Source organism: Streptomyces sp. NPDC091271, from assembly GCF_044757505.1.
Classification (GTDB): Bacteria; Actinomycetota; Actinomycetes; order Streptomycetales; family Streptomycetaceae; genus Streptomyces.
This window is the reverse complement of record NZ_JBIVVD010000006.1, coordinates 170,747-187,980: the sequence shown is the minus strand read 5'-3', so window position 1 is coordinate 187,980 and position 17,234 is coordinate 170,747. Positions and strand designations below refer to the sequence as shown.

Annotated in this window: 17 protein-coding genes; 7 read left to right on the top strand and 10 right to left on the bottom strand. The window is 71.7% G+C overall.

Annotation, left to right across the window (positions count from 1 at the left end; all coding sequences use genetic code 11):
* Nucleotides 1–76 precede the first annotated feature (76 nt).
* Both ACIQM3_RS25010 and ACIQM3_RS25005 read left to right on the top strand, forming a co-directional pair.
* Nucleotides 77–1,060 carry a helix-turn-helix transcriptional regulator gene (locus ACIQM3_RS25010; RefSeq protein ID WP_401627725.1) on the top strand — a complete coding sequence of 328 codons (984 nt, stop codon included), beginning with the start codon at nucleotides 77–79 and terminating at the stop codon, nucleotides 1,058–1,060.
* A 42-nt stretch (nucleotides 1,061–1,102) separates the two neighbouring features.
* Nucleotides 1,103–1,963 (top strand): winged helix-turn-helix transcriptional regulator, encoded by an 861-nt coding sequence (locus ACIQM3_RS25005; RefSeq protein ID WP_401627723.1) that lies wholly within the window; start codon nucleotides 1,103–1,105, stop codon nucleotides 1,961–1,963.
* Between the two features lie 58 nt (nucleotides 1,964–2,021).
* Here the strand turns inward: ACIQM3_RS25005 and ACIQM3_RS25000 are convergent, their stop codons facing one another.
* From ACIQM3_RS25000 to ACIQM3_RS24975, 6 genes are all read right to left on the bottom strand, one after another.
* A complete protein-coding gene (locus tag ACIQM3_RS25000; RefSeq protein WP_401627721.1) occupies nucleotides 2,022–2,768 on the bottom strand; it encodes a DUF1838 family protein in 747 nt (248 codons plus the stop codon).
* A gap of 243 nt (nucleotides 2,769–3,011) precedes the next feature.
* Nucleotides 3,012–5,099 carry a protein kinase gene (locus ACIQM3_RS24995; protein WP_401627719.1) on the bottom strand — a complete coding sequence of 696 codons (2,088 nt, stop codon included), beginning with the start codon at nucleotides 5,097–5,099 and terminating at the stop codon, nucleotides 3,012–3,014.
* Nucleotides 5,100–5,138: 39 nt separating this feature from the next.
* Entirely contained in the window at nucleotides 5,139–7,343 is a 2,205-nt protein-coding gene (locus tag ACIQM3_RS24990) for a protein kinase (RefSeq protein ID WP_401627717.1), read from the bottom strand.
* Between the two features lie 4 nt (nucleotides 7,344–7,347).
* Nucleotides 7,348–8,274 carry a serine/threonine protein kinase gene (locus ACIQM3_RS24985; protein WP_401627715.1) on the bottom strand — a complete coding sequence of 309 codons (927 nt, stop codon included), beginning with the start codon at nucleotides 8,272–8,274 and terminating at the stop codon, nucleotides 7,348–7,350.
* Nucleotides 8,275–8,415: 141 nt separating this feature from the next.
* Entirely contained in the window at nucleotides 8,416–9,069 is a 654-nt protein-coding gene (locus tag ACIQM3_RS24980; protein WP_401627713.1) for an SRPBCC family protein, read from the bottom strand.
* Between the two features lie 95 nt (nucleotides 9,070–9,164).
* The gene (locus tag ACIQM3_RS24975; RefSeq protein ID WP_401627711.1) at nucleotides 9,165–9,512 is read right to left on the bottom strand and encodes a hypothetical protein; all 348 of its coding nucleotides are present in this window, start codon (nucleotides 9,510–9,512) and stop codon (nucleotides 9,165–9,167) included.
* A gap of 428 nt (nucleotides 9,513–9,940) precedes the next feature.
* Here ACIQM3_RS24975 and ACIQM3_RS24970 point away from each other — a divergent pair, with 428 nt between their 5' ends.
* Both ACIQM3_RS24970 and ACIQM3_RS24965 read left to right on the top strand, forming a co-directional pair.
* A complete protein-coding gene (locus tag ACIQM3_RS24970; protein WP_401627709.1) occupies nucleotides 9,941–10,540 on the top strand; it encodes a hypothetical protein in 600 nt (199 codons plus the stop codon).
* 200 nt (nucleotides 10,541–10,740) lie between these two features.
* Nucleotides 10,741–11,499 carry a polysaccharide deacetylase family protein gene (locus tag ACIQM3_RS24965; RefSeq protein ID WP_401627707.1) on the top strand — a complete coding sequence of 253 codons (759 nt, stop codon included), beginning with the start codon at nucleotides 10,741–10,743 and terminating at the stop codon, nucleotides 11,497–11,499.
* Between the two features lie 89 nt (nucleotides 11,500–11,588).
* Here the strand turns inward: ACIQM3_RS24965 and ACIQM3_RS24960 are convergent, their stop codons facing one another.
* From ACIQM3_RS24960 to ACIQM3_RS24950, 3 genes are all read right to left on the bottom strand, one after another.
* Complete coding sequence (locus ACIQM3_RS24960; RefSeq protein ID WP_401627705.1) at nucleotides 11,589–12,347, bottom strand: SDR family NAD(P)-dependent oxidoreductase; 759 nt, start codon at nucleotides 12,345–12,347, stop codon at nucleotides 11,589–11,591.
* A 24-nt stretch (nucleotides 12,348–12,371) separates the two neighbouring features.
* Entirely contained in the window at nucleotides 12,372–13,718 is a 1,347-nt protein-coding gene (locus ACIQM3_RS24955; protein WP_401627703.1) for an MFS transporter, read from the bottom strand.
* A 77-nt stretch (nucleotides 13,719–13,795) separates the two neighbouring features.
* Nucleotides 13,796–14,380, bottom strand: coding sequence for a TetR/AcrR family transcriptional regulator (locus tag ACIQM3_RS24950; RefSeq protein WP_401627701.1), 585 nt, complete (start codon nucleotides 14,378–14,380; stop codon nucleotides 13,796–13,798).
* 247 nt (nucleotides 14,381–14,627) lie between these two features.
* Here ACIQM3_RS24950 and ACIQM3_RS24945 point away from each other — a divergent pair, with 247 nt between their 5' ends.
* The 3 genes from ACIQM3_RS24945 to ACIQM3_RS24935 all read left to right on the top strand — a co-directional run bounded on the left by ACIQM3_RS24945 (nucleotide 14,628) and on the right by ACIQM3_RS24935 (nucleotide 16,376).
* Nucleotides 14,628–15,164, top strand: a complete 537-nt coding sequence (locus ACIQM3_RS24945) for a VOC family protein (protein ID WP_401627700.1) — start codon at nucleotides 14,628–14,630, stop codon at nucleotides 15,162–15,164.
* Nucleotides 15,157–15,960, top strand: coding sequence for a MerR family transcriptional regulator (locus ACIQM3_RS24940; protein ID WP_401627698.1), 804 nt, complete (start codon nucleotides 15,157–15,159; stop codon nucleotides 15,958–15,960). The genes ACIQM3_RS24945 and ACIQM3_RS24940 overlap by 8 nt, the downstream gene beginning before the upstream one ends.
* A 188-nt stretch (nucleotides 15,961–16,148) precedes the next feature.
* Nucleotides 16,149–16,376, top strand: coding sequence for a hypothetical protein (locus ACIQM3_RS24935; protein WP_401627696.1), 228 nt, complete (start codon nucleotides 16,149–16,151; stop codon nucleotides 16,374–16,376).
* 70 nt (nucleotides 16,377–16,446) lie between these two features.
* Here ACIQM3_RS24935 and ACIQM3_RS24930 read toward each other — a convergent pair whose 3' ends face one another.
* Nucleotides 16,447–17,088 (bottom strand): GNAT family N-acetyltransferase, encoded by a 642-nt coding sequence (locus ACIQM3_RS24930; protein WP_401627695.1) that lies wholly within the window; start codon nucleotides 17,086–17,088, stop codon nucleotides 16,447–16,449.
* Between the last annotated feature and the right edge of the window lie 146 nt (nucleotides 17,089–17,234).

Here is a 17,234-nt window from a genome sequence, read left to right as displayed (position 1 = left end):
TGCGGCTGATCTCGGTACCGACCTTTCCACGGGTAGCGGACAGGTTGTGTCCTGTAATCCGGGGAGAATGGTGAGCATGCAGAAGACGTCCTCCCGGCTGCTCGCGCTGCTCTCGCTGCTCCAGACGCACCGCGACCGGTCCGGTGACGATCTCGCCGAGCGGCTCGGCATCACCCCGCGCACGGTGCGCCGCGACATCGACCGCCTACGGGAACTGGGCTACCCGGTCCGCGCCTTCAAGGGGCCCGCCGGCGGCTACCGCCTGGACGCCGGCTCGCAGCTGCCCCCGCTGCTGTTCGACGACGGCCAGGCCGTCGCCCTGGCTCTCGCCCTGCAGTCCGCGGCCACCGACGGCACGATCGGCGAGGATGCCGCACGAGCCCTGGCCACCCTTCGCCAGGTCATGCCGCCCCGTCTGCGTCAGCGCATCGACACGCTGCGGGTCACCGCCGTCCAGCCGCCCGGCGCCGAGGAGGCCTCCCCGGCCGGCACGGAGCTCCTCGTGGAGCTGGGCCGCGTCATCCACGCACGCGAGGAGCTGCGCTTCGACTACGGGTCCGGCGCCCCCGGCGGGGCCCGCCGGGCCCAGCCGCACCACCTCGTCACCTGGCGCGGCCACTGGTATCTGATCGCGTGGGATCTCGACCGTGACGACTGGCGCACCTTCCGCGTCGACCGCATACGTCCCCGCACCCCCACAGGCCCGCGCTTCACGCCGCGCGACCTGCCCGGGCGGGACGTGGCCGCGTTCGTCACCGGCCGGTTCCGGGGGACCGACGGCTCCACCGCCGACTGGCCCTGCCGTGGCGAAGTCGTCCTCGGCCTCCCCGCCCAGGCCGTGGCGCCCTTCGCGCGGGACGGAATCGTGGAGGAACTCGGCCCCGACCGCTGCCGCCTCACCCTGGGCTCCTGGTCGTGGACCGGCCTCGCCACCACCATCGGCCACTTCGGGACCGACATCCGCGTCGTCGGCCCACCGCCGCTCACCCGTGCGTTCGCCGAACTCGCCGCGCGTTACGCCGAGGCAGCGGGCGGTGGTTCCGAAAGGGAACTTACTTAGTATGGGCGGACTGTCCCACCCTCGCCCCTCCGGAGTGCAGCCATGAATCCACGCCGCGCCGCCGACGACACCTGTGGGATCGCTCAGGCGGCCGCCGTGGTGGGGGACTGGTGGAGTCTGCTGGTGCTCCGCGAGGTGGCACGCGGGCATGTGCGCTTCGAGAGCCTCGCCCAGGAACTCGGCGTCTCTCGCAAGGTCCTCACCGAGCGGCTGCGCGGACTGGTCGGGAGCGAGGTCCTGGAGCGCCGTCTCTACCAGGAGCGCCCGGAGCGGTACGAGTACCACCTGACGCCGCGCGGGCAGGGGTTCGTGCCCGTCCTGGTCTCCCTCCAGGACTGGGCGGACCGCTGGCTGCTCGGGGACGGCACCGTCACAGGGCTCCCGGGCGAGGAGGCCGCCGAGACCCGGCGTACCCGGGGGCTGGTGGGGGAGACGGTCCCCGCGGGTCTGACCCTGCCGGGCACGGACGGCCGACCGCACGGCGTGGTCGGCGAAGGGGCGCGGGCCACGGTCGTCTTCGCGTACCCGGGCACGGGCATCCCGGAGGGGATCCCGGGCGGCGTGGGATGCACCCTGGAGAACCGCCTGTTCCGGCAGGCGTGGCCCCGGTTCGAGGCGGCCGGAGTCGTCGTCCACGGTGTCAGCACCCAGTCCCCCGAGACGCAGGCGGACTTCGCGGAGGCCGAGGAGCTGCCCTTCCTCCTGCTGTCCGACGCCCGGCTCCGGCTCACGGCGGCGCTGCGGCTGCCGACCTTCCGCACGGGCCAGGATCTCCGGATCAAACGCCTCATCCTGATCGTCGGCCCGGACCGCGTGGTGCGCCACGTGATGCTGCCCGTCACCGACATCCCGGGCGCGGTGTCCGAAGCCCTGGACCTGGCGGCCGCCCTTCCCGGCAGCTGAGCGGGGCCCCGGCCCGGCCCCGCTCCGCCGGGGCCGGGCCGCGTGCGACGCCCGGCGGCTACTCCGGGGGGTTGAGCTTGCGGAAGTAGGTCCAGCTGGTCTCGTTCGGCTCGCTCCACTCCTCCGGGGCGTGGGCGAACTCCGGGTGGTGACCCGCGATGTAGGCGCGGGTCCGCCCGGGGACCTCGGCGTACGAACCGAGCTTGCGGCCCCGGCAGTGGAAGGTGAGGCCGCCGGGCCGCTGCCCGCGGGCCATCCACGGGAGCCACGGGGACATCCGGCTCCACGACATGGTGGCCGGGACACCGGCCCCCGGGCCGGCCAGGTCGGCGCGGTCGGCGAAGAACTGGAAGAGCTCCAGGGCCTTGTACGTGTCGCCGGCCGAGTGGACGGGGTACTGGGCGACCGGCAGCGGCGAGGGGTAGGCGAGCGGGATCTCGAGGCTGAAGCAGACCTGTCCGCCGAGTTCGGTCGTGGGGATCGGGAAGGGACGCCACTTCTGGTTCGCGGGGTCGTTCCAGACGTGCACCACCGGCAGGTCCTGCCAGGTCTCCAGGATCTCGCGAGTGGCGGGGTCCAGGTAGAAGGCGGCCTCACGGGTGAGCAGTCGGTAGGCGTCCGGGCCGGCCTCGGCATCCTGGACCAGGCGGGAGACGTTGAGACCCTCGAAGCCGAAGACGCGCTGGTAGGGCTCGTCAGGGGCCCAGGAGTACACGTCCCCGGACCACCAGTACGTGACCTCCTCACCGTCGAGCGAGGCGCGGGTCCGGGCGAAGGAGCGGAGCAGCTCCGCGGGAGTCGTCATAGGGACCACTGTGCGCGACCGCCGCCCCGGCCGGGGGGCGAACGCATGGGCCGGGGGCGGCCGATACGGCGGGCGGCCCGGCGAGGTACGGCCGGACGCCGTTACTCAGGCCCGGCCGATTCAGCAGGACCACCAGGAGCAGCCGCGCACTCGGCGTGCCCGTTTCCAGCGGTACTCCGGCCCGCCCGGACATCGACGGGCGCGCCGCCGTACGACTGCGCGGGTCCGGGCCGTGGCGTGCGTTCAGAACACCGGCAGGGCGACGACCGAGCCCTTGTTCAGGAGGAACACCCGGTTTCCCGCGGCGGCCATGTGCCAGTCGCCCTCCGACTCGGGCTCGTAGGTCCACATGAGCTCGCCGTCCGATTCGCTGCTCGGGCTGTCCCCGAAGGCCGATACGCCTGACGAGGTGCCCCCCTCGACGATCCAGAGAGTGCTGCCCTGGACGACCGGTGGTGTACGGGACGGGAGGGTGCTGTCCGGCCACGCGACGTATCCGTCCTCGGCACCGGATGCCTTGTCGACCCGGTAGAGGCGGCCGTCGTCGATGGCGACGAGCGAGCCGCCGGATATGGCGGGGGAGCCCCACCCGTCCTGCTCGGGGCTCAGGGAATGCGAAGACGCCGACCAGACCTCGTCGCCGCTCGCCAGGTCGAGTGCCAGGAGCGACTCCCCGCCGACGTAGACGAACCGCTCCTCGACGGCGGGGGTCAGCGCCGTCCCGGCGTGGCCGCCCAGCTGCCAGGCCTCGTCGCCGTTGGCGGAGTCGAGGGCGAAGTAGTGCCCGTCCGCCGTGCAGACGACCAGCCGGCCCGGTCCGGCGACGGCCACGGCGGCCTGGTCGACGGTGGCCTCGGCGGGGGCGCCCACCGTCCAGCGGACCTTGTGCGCCTCGGTGTGGACGGCGGCGATTTCCCCGTCCTTCGTCAGCACGAAGACGAGCTTCGTGTCGGACGCGGTGGCCAGCAGCTTCTCCGCCTTCGCCGGGACACTCCACTGCGGCTCGCTGGTGGACGCGTCGTAGCAGCGGACGTTGCCGTCGGCGTCGGCTGCGACGAACTGCTCGCCCGTCACCCTCAGGAAGCCGGCGGACGGCGACACCTCCGGGAGCGTCCACTTCAGGCGGCCGTCGGTCACCCTGTGCGCCGCAAGACCCTCCGACGAGCCGGCCATCATGACCACATCCCGCACCGGCAGCAGCATGGAGGCACTCGGAGCGGCTGCCTCCAGCGGCCCCCACAGGGGCTCCGGCAGCGTGCCCGACTCGTACTCACCGGCAGCCAGCAGCTCCGCCGGCGCGGCGTCCGCGGCTTCGGGCAGACCGGGCCCTGCGTTCAGCCACCAGGCCGTCGCGCCGCCTCCCAGAGCGAGCACCGCTCCTCCGGCGGCCAGCGAGGTGAGGAAGAGCCGCCGCGACGGCTTCGCCTCCGCGACAGTGGTGCCGGCCAGAGTGCTGAGCCGGCTCGTCCGGGTCTCGTGCTCCTTGATCTGCGTGCCGAGAACCCCCTTCTTCCACAGCCTGTCCGCACCGCGAGGAGGCGCGGACATCTGGATGACCGCAGAGGGCTGGGGACGGTGTGCGGGATCCTTGGCCAGGCACGGCGCGATGAGGGGGCGGAGTGCTTCCGGCACGGCGTGGAGCGCGGGGCTGCCGTGCACCACCTCGTACTGCACCGCCGCGACATGCGCACCCTCGTACGCCTGCCTGCCGCTCGCCGCGTACACCAGGACCGCCCCGAGGGAGAACACGTCGGCCGACGGGCCGACGCGCTGACCCAGGATCTGCTCAGGTGCTCCGTATCCGGGGGTCGCCGGCGCCTGGCCCGTGGTGGTGAGGGTGAGGCCGTGTTCGGGGCGCGCGATACCGAAGTCGATGACGCGGGGACCCGACGAAGTGAGCACGATATTGGCCGGCTTGAGGTCACGGTGGATCAGCCCTGCCGTGTGGATCTCCCGCAGGGTCGACGCCAGTGCGGCGGCCAGCGCGCGTACACCGGCTTCGTCCAGCGGCCCGTGGCCCGCGACCGCCTGCTCCAGCGTCGGCCCCGACAGATACTCGGTGGCTATCCAGGGACGCCCGCCCTCGGTCTGCGACCCGACGACGCGTGCCACGCCGGTGCTGGTCACCGCCTGCGCGGTCTGGGCCTCGCGCAGGAACCGCTGGGCGAGGTTGTGGTCGTGCGCGAGCTCGGGGCGGAGCACCTTGACGGCCGCGAGGCGGCCGGAACTGTCATGACCCACGTACACCTTGCCCATGCCGCCCTCGCCGAGCACACCGGCGATGCGGTACGGCCCCAGCCGGATCGGGTCGCCGAAACTGAGAGGTTGCATGGTGTGAGCCGAGCCCTTCGTGGTGATGAGGTGGGGCGCCTACGACGAGGCCTGGTCCGAGGGCGACTCCAGCGGCAGGGCGGCCACGGGCCCCTCTCCGACGCCGATGAGCAGTCCCTCCGCGATCAGGGCGCTGAACTTGTCGAGACTTTCCGGGTGGAGCCAGGCCGTTTCGTGGCTGCGGAGACCGATGGCGCGCAGCCCCGCCGCGCAGTGCTTGTAGACGTAGTCGTCGTCGACCGTGGGTGCCACCCTCAGCTCGTGCCCGGACGCCACGGGGTTCTTCTCCCGCCACAGGAGTGTGCCGGTGCCCGCGTCGATGGCCACGAGGCCGCGCTCTCCCACTGCCTCCACCGCGTAGACGACTCCGTCCTTCACCGCCGGAGGGCCGTACGCCGTCACGTTCGCCCCCTTGTAACTCCAGGCCTCCTTGCCGTCCTTCACGCGCCGCGCCCTGACCGCGTCCGACGCGGTGTAGAGGTGCTCGGCGTCCACGGAGACGGGACTGCGCGCGGCGTCGACGGCCGTGAGACCGAGAGGCGCCCGCCAGACGCGGGTTCCTGTACGCGTGTCGCAGACGAGCGCGTCGACCCCGCCGGCTTCCGTACGGAAGAAGAGGACCAGGCTCGAACCGGTCACCCGGGCACCGGTCACCCAGGGGTAATCCCCGGGCACGGCCTCGTCCAGGACCAGCTCGGTGCGCCGCTTGCCCGTCGAGAGCGAGAAGGAGGCGATGAGCCAGCCCCGTTCGGGGCCGACGCCGCTCGACTCGGCGGTGTCCTCCTCACGCACCCGCGCGGTGAGCAGCCAGGCCACGTCCCCGTGGACGCAGAGAAGCTGATTCCCCACCAGCTTCCCGTTGTACGCCTTCTCGACCACGACCGGATCCGTCAGAGACCCGTCGCCGAGGTCGATCTCCGCGATACGGACCCCTTCTCCCGGGTCCAGGGAGTAGTCCACCGCGAAGAGCCGCTCCCCGTCCGTGGCCACGTCCCAGGAGCTCAGCACCGCGTTGCCCGACCAGACAGGCCGCCCGGTCGACGCCTCCACGGCGCTCACTCCGGCCTCGGTGGTCACGATCAACTTGTCGCCGACCACCAGCGGTCGTCCCAGCTCATCGGGCGGAGCCGTCGTGATGTTCCGCTTCCACCGGGCCACAGGAGCGCTGCCCGAGCCCGCGGCCGTCGGCGCGTCCGGGCCCCGCTCCCGCGTCGCCGCCCAGACACCCGCGCCGGCCGCCGCCGTGGCCAGCAGCGCACTGCCGCTGATGGTGAGGAGCTTGCGGCGGCTCATGCCGGGTGCTGCGGTGGCCGGGACGGTCTCGGCCACCGCGTGACCGGCGGGAGCGGGGAGCCGCTCGGGCCGGTGCTGCCAGACCTCCGACGCCCTCCGGGCTATGTCGGCGAGCAGGGCGTCCGGCAGATGGTCGGCGAAGTGACCCTCCCCGCTGTGGAGCCGGCTGACCAGGTCGTGGGTGGTGGGCCGCCCTGCCGGATCCTTGGCCAGGCAGGGGGCGAGGACGGCGGCCAGGGCCGGGGGGAGGCCGGAGAGGTCCGGTTCGGCGTAGCGGACGCGGTACAGGAGGTCCGCGGCCTGCCCGGTGCCGAAGGGGCCGTGGCCGGTGGCGGCGTACAGAAGGACACCGGCGAGGGCGAACACGTCACCCGCGGGGGTGTGCTCCTGGCCGACCGCCTGCTCGGGGGACATGAAGGCGGGGGTTCCGGCGGCGGATCCGGGGCGGGTGAGGTGGTCGCCGCCGGAGGCGTGGGCGATACCGAAGTCGATGATCTTGGGCCCGTAGGCGGTGACCATCACGTTCGAGGGCTTCAGGTCGCGGTGGACCACGTCCGAGGTGTGGAGCTGACCGAGGGCCCCGGCGAGCGCGGCGCCCAGTGCGCGTACGGACTCCTCGGGCAGGGGGCCGCAGAGGGCGACGGCGTCGTCGAGGGGCGGGCCGAGGACGTATTCGGTGGCGAGCCACGGGGCGGGCGCCAAGGGGTCGGCGTCGAAGACGACCGCGCCGTGATGGCCGCCGATGATGCGCGCAGCGTCCGTCTCCAGGCGGAAGCGGGTGCGCGACGCCGGGTCGGCCGCGATGGACGGGTGCATGGTCTTCAGAGCGACCGTGCGGCCGCCCTGCGAACGAGCCAGGTAGACGGTTCCCATACCGCCGTGGCCCAGCCGCGCGAGCAGGCGGAAGCCGGCCGGCCCGGCCGGATCGTCATGGGTCAGAGGGGAGAGCATCGCGTCAGGTCCTGGCGGTCTGTGAGATCGGAGTACGGACTTCCGCGGCGAGGACCTCCGCGGACTGGCGCGCCACGGCCGCGACCACCCGGCTCGGCAGCCAGCCCGGCCCCAGCAGTGCGCCGGCCGGGTCCAGGACCGTCGCCACGGGGGCGGACGAGGCTCCCGCCAGCGCGCCGAGCACCTCGGGCGCGGCCGGGCGGGCGGCGGCGTCACGCGCCAGACAGCGCGCGACCAACGACCGGAGGGACTCCGGCAGTTCCGATGGGTCGGGGACCGAGTGCCCGGTCGCGGCGTATGCCAGCACCGCGCCCAGTCCATAGACGTCGCCGGGCGGCCGGGGCCGCCCGCCCGAAGCCTGCTCGGGGGCCAGACTGCCTGGCTCGAGCCCGGGCAGGCCGGTGCGTCCCGTGCCGTCCGGGGCCGCCGCGCGGACCGCGCCGAAGCAGGTGAGGCGTGGTCCGTCCCAGGCGAGGAGTACGGAGGCGGGGGACAGACCGGCGTGCGTGATGCCGACGGCGTGCGCGCCCGTGAGGGTCTCCGCCAGGGCCGCGCCCAGGGACCGGACCGTGCGCTCGGGCAGGGGCCCGCCGTGCACGGCGAGCGCCACCGGGAGCGGGAGCACGGGGAGATACGGGGCCGCGTACCAGGGCGTGTCGGGCGGGGCGGCAAGCTCCGCGACGGGCAGGACCCAGGGGCCGAGGAGCCGGCGGCCCGCGTCGGCCTCGACGAGGAAGCGCCCGGGGTCGGCGCCGTCGAGCGGCGCGCTGATGAGTACCGTACGGTCACCGTCCGCGCTGCGCCCGATGAACCGGCTTACGGGGACGGGCGGTTGGCCCGGTCCGCTCGGGTCGAGCCGGGCGATGAGGTGGTACGGGCCGATGCGCCGCGACCCGTCCGGGTGCGGGCGGTCCGTGCGTGCTCGTTCCATGTGCGAATCCCCCCACCCACGACAGCGGCCAGATGAGACTACCGGCGTGCCCGACCGCAGGCGCCGCCACCCTCCGCCCGGGGACGTGGAGAGCGACGGCAACCCGGGAACGCCGCGCGGCGGCGCGTCAGGACCGCCGGGTCAGCAGTCGGCTCGGGCCTCGGCGGCGGCCTTGAGGTCCTTCAGCCAGATTTCGAGGCCAGCGCCCAGTGCCTCGGTCGACGTGGGGACGTCGGCCTCGGCCTGTTCGCCGGTCCAGGTCTCCTCGGTACGGACGAGGACACCGCCCTTGACCTCGGTGAAGGTCCACACGTGGGTCCCCTCGTCGATGTGTATGCCCTCGCCGTCCGCGGGCCCGGTCCAGCGGACGCAGTGATTGCGCTGGAGCTGCTGGACGGTGGAGGTGATCTCCAGAGTGGTGGCCGGCGTCGCGGGGGTGGCGGGCACCGGGGTGGTCCACCTGAAGGAGGACCCCGCACGCAGAGGGCCCGGGTCGAGCCGCTCGCTGGTGAGGACGGCATCCTGCCAGGACGGCCACTGCTCCACGTCCGTCTGCGCCCTGAAGACCGTACTGAGCGGTGCGTCGATCTTGGTCTGGGACCGGTAGCGGACGCGGGCGTCGGTATCGACGCCCTGCCCGCGGCACTCGAGAGCCGCGGTGTGACGGCCTGTGTGCGCGGGCCCCGAAGCGGCCTGGGCGGACGAGGTGGTGGCCGCGAGGACACTGCCGGCCGCGGCGAGCGAGAGTGCGAGCGCTGCGATGTGCGTGGCGAGGCTGGGCCGGGTGTTGAACATGGGGACGGATTCCTTCCGCGAAGAGCGTCTGAGCTCGGGGAGTTGTGGACGTGCGGGGCAACGGAGTTCGGACGCGACGTACGAGGCAGGGGCCTTCAGCGTCGGCGGACTCCGTGGAGGGTGAGGAGGAGTGCGGCGGACGCGGCGACGATCAGCCCGATGAACCCGGGGTGGATGTCCTTCGACAGGCTCGGTGCGCCGTCGGGCCGCGTCTGCCAGATGACGAACGGGATCGCGTAGGTGACGGCGAGGGCCATGGCTGCCGCCTTGACCACCCCGTCGCGGGCCCGTGCGAGGGTGCCGATCAGCACGATCAGGACCGGGACGAATGCGACGAACGCGAACCCGGTGAGCACCAGCAGCGGGGCGACCCAGGCGGAGACGGTCACCGCCAAGGGGGTGCGCCGCCCCTCACGTGCGATGGAGCCGGACAGGTGTGCCACGACTTCCTCCTTGCTTCTCTCGGTCTTCCGTTCCGGGCTTACGGTTGTAAGGCTACGGTCGTAACGTGAGTACGGCAAGAGGTCGCGGCCATAAACTTTCACCCGTAAGGTCACGTCGGCCGCAGGGTGGCGAGAGGCTCCCCGGGTGAGGGCAGCGCCGCGACGCCGCGACGCCGCGACTCGCACGCCGGGCCGTGGCAGGGGGGTATTCGCTTGGGACCGCTCGAATTCCACTCGACGGCTGAGCTAATTCCGAAAGCCATCCGCCGAAGCCTCGAATCGTTCTCGCGTCGCATTTATCTGCAGTGGCTGCGCTTTGCCTGCGATGCGAAAATATTCTCCCACTGCCCTGTCGGAGGAAATTGCTCGCTGCTTTCGTGGTATAGTCCTAATGGATTTACAGGACGCCGCGAAAAAAGGGGAATGGCGTGAATACCGAGAAGGTCACGGCTCGACGTCTTACGGCCGCAGAGGTTTCCGAACTCGGCCTCCAGGACGGCATCTTCGTCACGGCAGGGACGGACGGCCTTCCTCTCGACTGCTACGCACCGGCTTTCCTCACGGAGCCGGGAAAGAATTTCGAGGGAGGGGCTTTCGCCGTGAGGACCATCTTCGGCGAGGAGGCCCATGTTCTCCCGGACAATGCCGAGGAGAGCGGGATCTGGGTTGCCGACAAGGCGGGGGAAGAGATCGAGGTTCTCCAGAGTGCCGGCGTCCTCCTGAATCTCGCCCTTTTCGTGCCTGCCGGGAACAAGGATTCCCTGGAATCGCTCTACTCCGCCGCACGGGACGCGTTCGGCGCGGGCATCGTGCAGCGCTGGAGCGAGGAAACCGTCGCGGTGCCGGACGTCAAGGTCGACCTGTACGAGGAGCCGGCCCGGGGCCGGAAGAGCGCGAACAGCCAGAACCGCGACCGCCGTGCTCTGGACATCTACCCCACCCGGGTGCGGTTCCTGGAACCCAGCGACGGCTGGAGGTTCATCGTCGAACCGCACAAGGAGATCGTCGACGAGACGCCGACGATCTGACCTGACGACAGGCTGAGCCTCAGTCTTCCGCGGAGCCCGTCAGCTTGCTGACGGGCTCTTCGTCTGTCCCGGAACCCCTGCGTTTGTCGCCGGCCCCCTGCGGGTTCGTCCGTGATCGGTAACAGGGGTGCCTGGCCAGGACGTTCGTGTGACTTGATGGGGGCACGGCATCGGCGGAAGCAGCAAAGGGGCGGTCGGACATGGCAAGGCACAAGGGAAAGGGATGGCACGGCCGGCTCCTCGCCGCAGGGCTCGGGGTGACGGTGGTGGCCGCCGCCGCCTCGGTGTGGACCGCGCAGGCCGACCCCGCCGGAGAGCGGAAGCCGCAAGTGCATGTCTCGGCACCGGTGGCCGAGGTGGCGGCCGACATCGCGCACGCCTCCGACCGCGGCGCCCGCGGCGTCAACATCACCATCGACGACGGACCGGACCCGGTCTGGACGCCGCAGGTGCTGCAACTGCTGGAGGACAACGGCGTGAAGGCCACGTTCTGCATGGTGGGCACGCAGGCCAAGGCGTACCCGGACCTGGTCAAGAAGGTCGTGGCGGCCGGACACCGGCTGTGCGACCACACGGTCGCGCACGACACCACCATGGACACGCAGTCCGAGGCGTTCCAGTCGCAGCAGATCCTCGATGCCGAACGCATGATCACCGAGGCCTCCGGAGGCGTACGACCGCAGTACTACCGGGCCCCGGGCGGTGCTTTCACCCCGTACAGCCGGCAGCTCGCCGCGTCCCGGGGCATGCGGCCGTTGGGCTGGAACGTCGATTCCAAGGACTTCGAGCTTCCCGGCGCGGACACCATGGTCGCCACCGTGAAGAGGGAGATCTCCAACGGCCCGACCGTCCTCTTCCACGACGCGGGAGGGGACCGTTCCCAGACCGTGGCGGCTCTGCGCGAGGTGCTGCCCTGGCTGAAGCAGCAGGGATACTCCTTCGGCTTCCCCGTGCGGTGAGTGCGGCCCGGCCGTCTCCACCGGTACACCGAGAAGTGCGTCAGCGGGGAAGGCCGGGCTCGCGGGGCGTCATCCGCGTCTGCGAACTCTCAGGCTGACGCCCCGCTGTCGACGACCAGGTCGGTGCCGACCATCGCGCCGGCCATGGGCGAGGCGAGGTACAGCACCGCGGCCGCCACTTCCTCGGCCTCCGCGACCCGGCCGAGCGGGTTCTCCGACTTCACCCGCTCGGCGCGGTCGGCCTCGGTCTCACCGGGCCGTAGCGACATGGGCGCCGCGGATGCGCCCGGGCTGACCGCGTTGATGCGAATGCCCTGGTGGATGTGGTCGAGAGCGGCGGCGCGGGTCAGCGCGGAGACCGCTGCCTTCGAGGTGATGTACGCGGCGGCGTTCGGGATGCGCAGGTGCGCGCCGAGGTTGGAGGAGATGTTGACGATGACCCCTCCGCCGCTCTCCTTCATGTGCGCGATCTCATGCTTCATGGCCAGCCAGACGCCGGTGACATTGGTCCGCAGCACCGCGTCCCAGTCCTCCTCGCTCACGTCTCCGACGGGTGCGGTGCCGCGGAGTATCCCTGCGTTGTTGACCGCGATGTCGAGGCCGCCGAAGCGGGCGACGGTCGCGCGTACGAGGTTTCGGAGCATGCCGGAGTCGGTCACGTCGGCGGTGACGGCGGCGGCCGTGCCGCCGGCCGCCTCGATGAGGCCGACCGTCTCGTCCAGAGAGGCCGCGGTGCGGCCCGCGACGATCACGGACGCCCCCTCTGCGGCGAAGGCGAGTGCGATCGCGCGGCCGAGACCGGAGCCCGCACCCGTGACGAGCGCCCTCTTGCCGGTGAAGCGGTTCATTTCGGTAACTCCTTGCGTGAGGGATTACTTGGTGTGGTGGTTGAGGAGGGCGACGAGAGCGAGGGCGGCCCCCGTCGCTCCGAGCGACCGGTCGTCGCCGCCGAGCGAGAGCAGCGCGGCGAACAGGACGGTCGGGCCGAGCTCCATGGCGCTGTTCAGCACACTGCCCGCGAGCCCGGTCTGCTGAGGCGGTACACCTTCGGCGGCGAGCACGGCGGCTCCTCCGAAGCAGGCCGCGGCGCCGGCCGACAACACAACCAGGCCCGGCACCAGTCCGTATGCGTACGGGGTGTGCGCCTGCAGCCCGGTGGACGCGAGGAGTGTGAGTCCGGCCGCACCGGTGCCGAGTCCGGCGGTCGTGACGGCACGGGCCCCGTACCGGGTGATGAGCGGCCCCGTCGCCCGGCCCGAGACGATCAGCGAGACGGCGAACGGCGTGAAGGCGGCCGAGGTCTGCAGCGGTGACCAGTCGCGTGACTCCTGGAGGTGGAGCGAGAGGACCACGAAGGTCGTCGCGGTCGCACAAGCGCTCAGCGCGATGGCCGTGAGGGCGAGGGCTCGCCGCTGATCGAGGAGGAAGGAGGGCGGCAGGAGCGGGTCGCGGGAGCGGCGCTCGGCGTACAGGAACCCGGCTGAGAGTGCGGTACCGCCGAGTAGGGGCACGAGCACGCCGGCCGAGGACCAGGGCCGGGTGTCGGTGACGACGAGCCCGTAACTGGCGAGGGTGATCCCGGCGGTGGCGAGCAGGGCGCCCGGAAGGTCAAGGGTTCTGCCCAGGTTCGGAGAGGTGGGCGGCAGTAATCGGGGAGCGAGAACGAGGGCGGTGACCGCGACCACGAGGGGCACCGCGAAGGTCCAACGCCACGAAAGCAGCGACAGGATGACGCCGGAGAGCAGATTGCCGGCGGTCGCGCCGAGTACGGAGAGCCCGCCCCAGGTGGCCATGGCCGCGCCGTACTCGGTGGGGGAGGGGAAGACGACGCGCAGCGCCGCCATGGCGGCAGGTGCGACGAGGGCCGCGCCGGCGCCCTGCGCGAAGCGGGCCGCGATGAGCGCCCCGAGGCCGTGTGCTGACGGGGCGACGGCGGAGGCGACGGCGAAGAGGGCGAGGCCGGCGGCGAGCGTGGGCCGCCCGCCGTAACGGTCGGTGAGGCGGCCGCCGAAGAGCAGCAGTCCGGCGAAGGTCAGTCCGTATGCGGCACTGAGCAGGATCAAGTCGGCCCGCGACAGGCCGAATTCGCGTCCGATGTGTGGCAGCGGTACGGCGATGGCGGAGAGCGTGAAGACCAGCGTGATCTGGATGCTGCCGAGAAGGGCGAAGGCGTATCGGTCCTGCACGTCGACGGCGCGGGTGACTCCCTCGGCAGTCATGACCCTCTCTCATACTTGATCGATCGGTCTATTATCCGGCCATGAAAAGGGAGCCTGACGGCACTGGCGGGTGCGATTCAGTCCAGCAGGGACAGTGCCTGTTCGGCCGCGTCCCGCACCCGGGCGGGATCGCTGGAGGCCTTCCCGACGATCCGGACGCCCTGCAGCAGGACGAGGAGCATGCGGGCCAGTGCCCGAGGGTCGCGATCCTCGGGCAGCTCGCCCTGGGCCTGGGCCCGCACGAGCGCGGAGTGCAGCGGGGTCTCCAGGTGTTCCCAGCTGATCTCCACCCGACGCGCCGCCGCGGAGTCGTGCGGGGCCAGCTCGGCCGCGGTGTTGGTGATGAGACAGCCGTTCAGTCGGCCGTCGGGGGAGGTGGCCTCCGACGCGAAGCGTCGTACCACCGTCCGCACGGCGGGCAGTGCGGGTCCCGGCTGGGACAGCTCGGCGACGAGGGACGGATCGCGCCCCTCCGAGTACCGGTCCAGGGCCTTCAGGTACAGCTCGTGCTTGTTGCCGAAGGTGGCGTAGATGCTGGCGCGGCCGATGCCGAGGTGCTCGACGAGGTCGGCCATCGACGTTGCTTCGTAACCGCGTCGCCAGAACAGCTCGAGGGCCGACTGCAGCGCGGCGTCCGGATCGAACTCCTTGGTCCTGGCCACACCGGAGACCATAAGCGCATGTAGAACGATCGGTCAATAACTCGCGGGCGCCTCATCCCGATACGCGGGTCACATCGTGAACCGGACCGCACGCTCGCAGCCGTCCGACCGGCGGCAGTGGGCCCGCGATCTCGCGAGACGTACGGGTGCGGGGCCGCCCGGCCACGGCCTCGGGCGCATCGCCGGCGGGACAGGACTCGCGGTCCGGCTTGACCCTCACGTCGCGTGAGGCCGCACCGTGGGGTGCATGAGCGACTACTACGACGCGTTCGAGATGAGCCCCGTGCCCGACCCCGGCCCGGGAGCGGTTCCGCCGGAGCCGTTCCGGGGCATCTACGGGATGCCGGCGTTCGTGACGATCCCCACGACCGATCTGGCGGCGTCCATGGACTTCTGGATCCGTGGACTCGGCTTCATCGAGCTGTTCAGCATCCCCGGACAGGTGGTGCATCTGCGCCGGTGGGCGTTCCAGGACGTACTCCTCGTCCCGGCGCCCGGCGTTCCGGAGCGGGCACCGGCGGTCACCTTCAGTTTCGCCTGCGTGCTCAGCCAGGTCGACTCCCTCGTCGAGGCCTGCCGTGCCTTGCGTCCGGACTCCGTCGAGGGCCCACGGGATACCCCCTGGAACACCCGGGATGTGGCGGTGACCACCCCCGAGAACGCACGGATCATCTTCACCGCGGCGAAGCCCTTCGACCCGGACAGTGAGGAGGCGCGGAACCTTGCAGCCGTCGGGATCACCCCACCGGGCGTCGGCCCCGGGGACAATGAGGAGCATGCCTGATGCCACTGACGACGACGACCTGACCGTCGGGCAGGTCGCGGCGCGTCTGGGGGTGACGGTCCGCGCGCTGCACCACTGGGACGAGATCGGTCTGGCGCGCCCGTCACTGCGTACGACTGCCGGATACCGGCTCTACACCGCCGCTGACCTGCAACGTCTGCACCGCATCGTCGTCTACCGGGAGATCGGGCTCGGCCTGGACAGGATTCGGGCCGTCCTGGACGACTCGACCGCGGACGTGCCCGGTGCGCTGCGCGCGCAGCGCACCCAGGTCGCCGAACGGATCGACCGCCTCCAGCAGCTCACCGCCGGACTGGACCGGATGATCGACGCCCACGAACGCGGCCTGCTGCTGACCGCCGAACAGCAGGCCGCGATGTTCGGTCCCACATGGAACCCGGACTGGCCCGCCGAAGCCCGCCGGCGTTACGGAGACACGACCCAGTGGCTGCAGTACGCCGAACGCTCGGCCTCCCGTGGCCCGGAGGAATGGAAAGCCGTCGCCGAGGCCGTGGCCGGCCTCGACCGGGCCCTGGGAGACGCGATGGACGCGGGCGTCGCGCCGGGGAGCCCGGAAGCGAACCAACTCGTCGAGCGGCACCGCGAGGTCTTCGCTTCGTACTTCCCCCTCACCAGGCAGATGCAGGTCTGCCTCGGCCGCATGTACGAGGCCGATCCGGGATTCGCCGCCCACTACGACGGCATCCGCGACGGCCTTGCCGCTTGGTTCCGCCGAATCGTCGACGCCTCCGCGCGCGCCCACGGCATCGACCCCGACACCGCGACCTGGCAGTAGAGCGCGGTCCGGGGGGCGGCGCACCTCTCCGAAACGGGGGGGGCTCCTCCGGGGCGGGACATGAGAAGCCCGAGGCGGACGGGCGTCTTCAGGTCGGGTACGTCTACGCGACGATCCGGTTCGAGTCCTACCTGCATCCCGGTTACGCGTCGGTGGAGTTCTGGGCAGCGACGTCGGGGATGAGCCGCTTGTTCGCACGGTCGGCCAACGTCAGGAAGGTGTTCACCGACCTCACGGCCGCCAGTGGCGGAGTGTGCTGTCTGTTCGACACCGGCGACGGCGGCCCCGAGCAAGTGTGCTGGCTCAACGGTGAGATGGCCGAGGAGATGGTGCCCGGACCCCGCTTCCCGGACCGGCGGGCCCTTGTGGAGACGTGGCCCGACCCCGGTGACATCGAGATCGCTCAAGACTCATGACCGCCGACCGCCGACCGGGGATCGCCGACCGGGAATCGAGCGGCCGAGCCACAGGTGACGGGAGGGCGGGTCAGTCGCGGAGGTCCATCCCCAGAGTGAGCGAGCCGGGCTCGTCCGCGAGTTGCTCGAAGCCCAGGTGGCGGTAGAAGCCGATCGCGCGGGTGTTCGCCTTCCCCACTCCGAGGTGGACGCCGCGAACGCCTTGCGCGCGCAGCGCACCGAGCAGGGTGCGGATCAGACGGGAGCCGTTGCCGCCACCCTGAGCCTCGGGCAGAAGATCGATATGCAGGTGGGCCGGGTACGCGGACGCCAATTCGGCCGGTGCGGTACGGGGATGGGTGATCCACTCCCAGGACCGGGCATCCGCCGTACCCTCACGGACCGCTTCCCCGTCGTACCGGTGCCGGAGCGCGGGCCACCACTCCCGTTCCAGGGTCTGCTCGAACGAGGCCGTGTCGGCGACGCCGAGGACGTACCCCGCGGGGGGCTGGCCCGCCTGGGCGAGAACCCAGGCGAGATCGGGTGCGTACCGCAGGTAGGGGCCGACGAAGATCTCCCCCGGCAGGCGGGGGTCCTCGAACATCGCTGTCGCGTCCTCGCCTCCCGCCGCCGTGCGTACGCAGATCTCGTAGAGCCGGTCGACTTCGGCCCTGTCGTCCGTGTCGGCGGCGCGGATCTCGAACTCGGTGGCCGGTTGCGGACGATCGATCACGTGCACCTCGCAGAGGGGATGGGCTGGGCCGTCCATGGGGGGCGGGCAGGGCGGGGCCCGTGATCAAGCCTATGACGTGAGGCTGACGACCGGGCGTCCTGCACCGGCCGTCACGCCGCGCCGGTCACGCCGGCCGTCACGCCGCG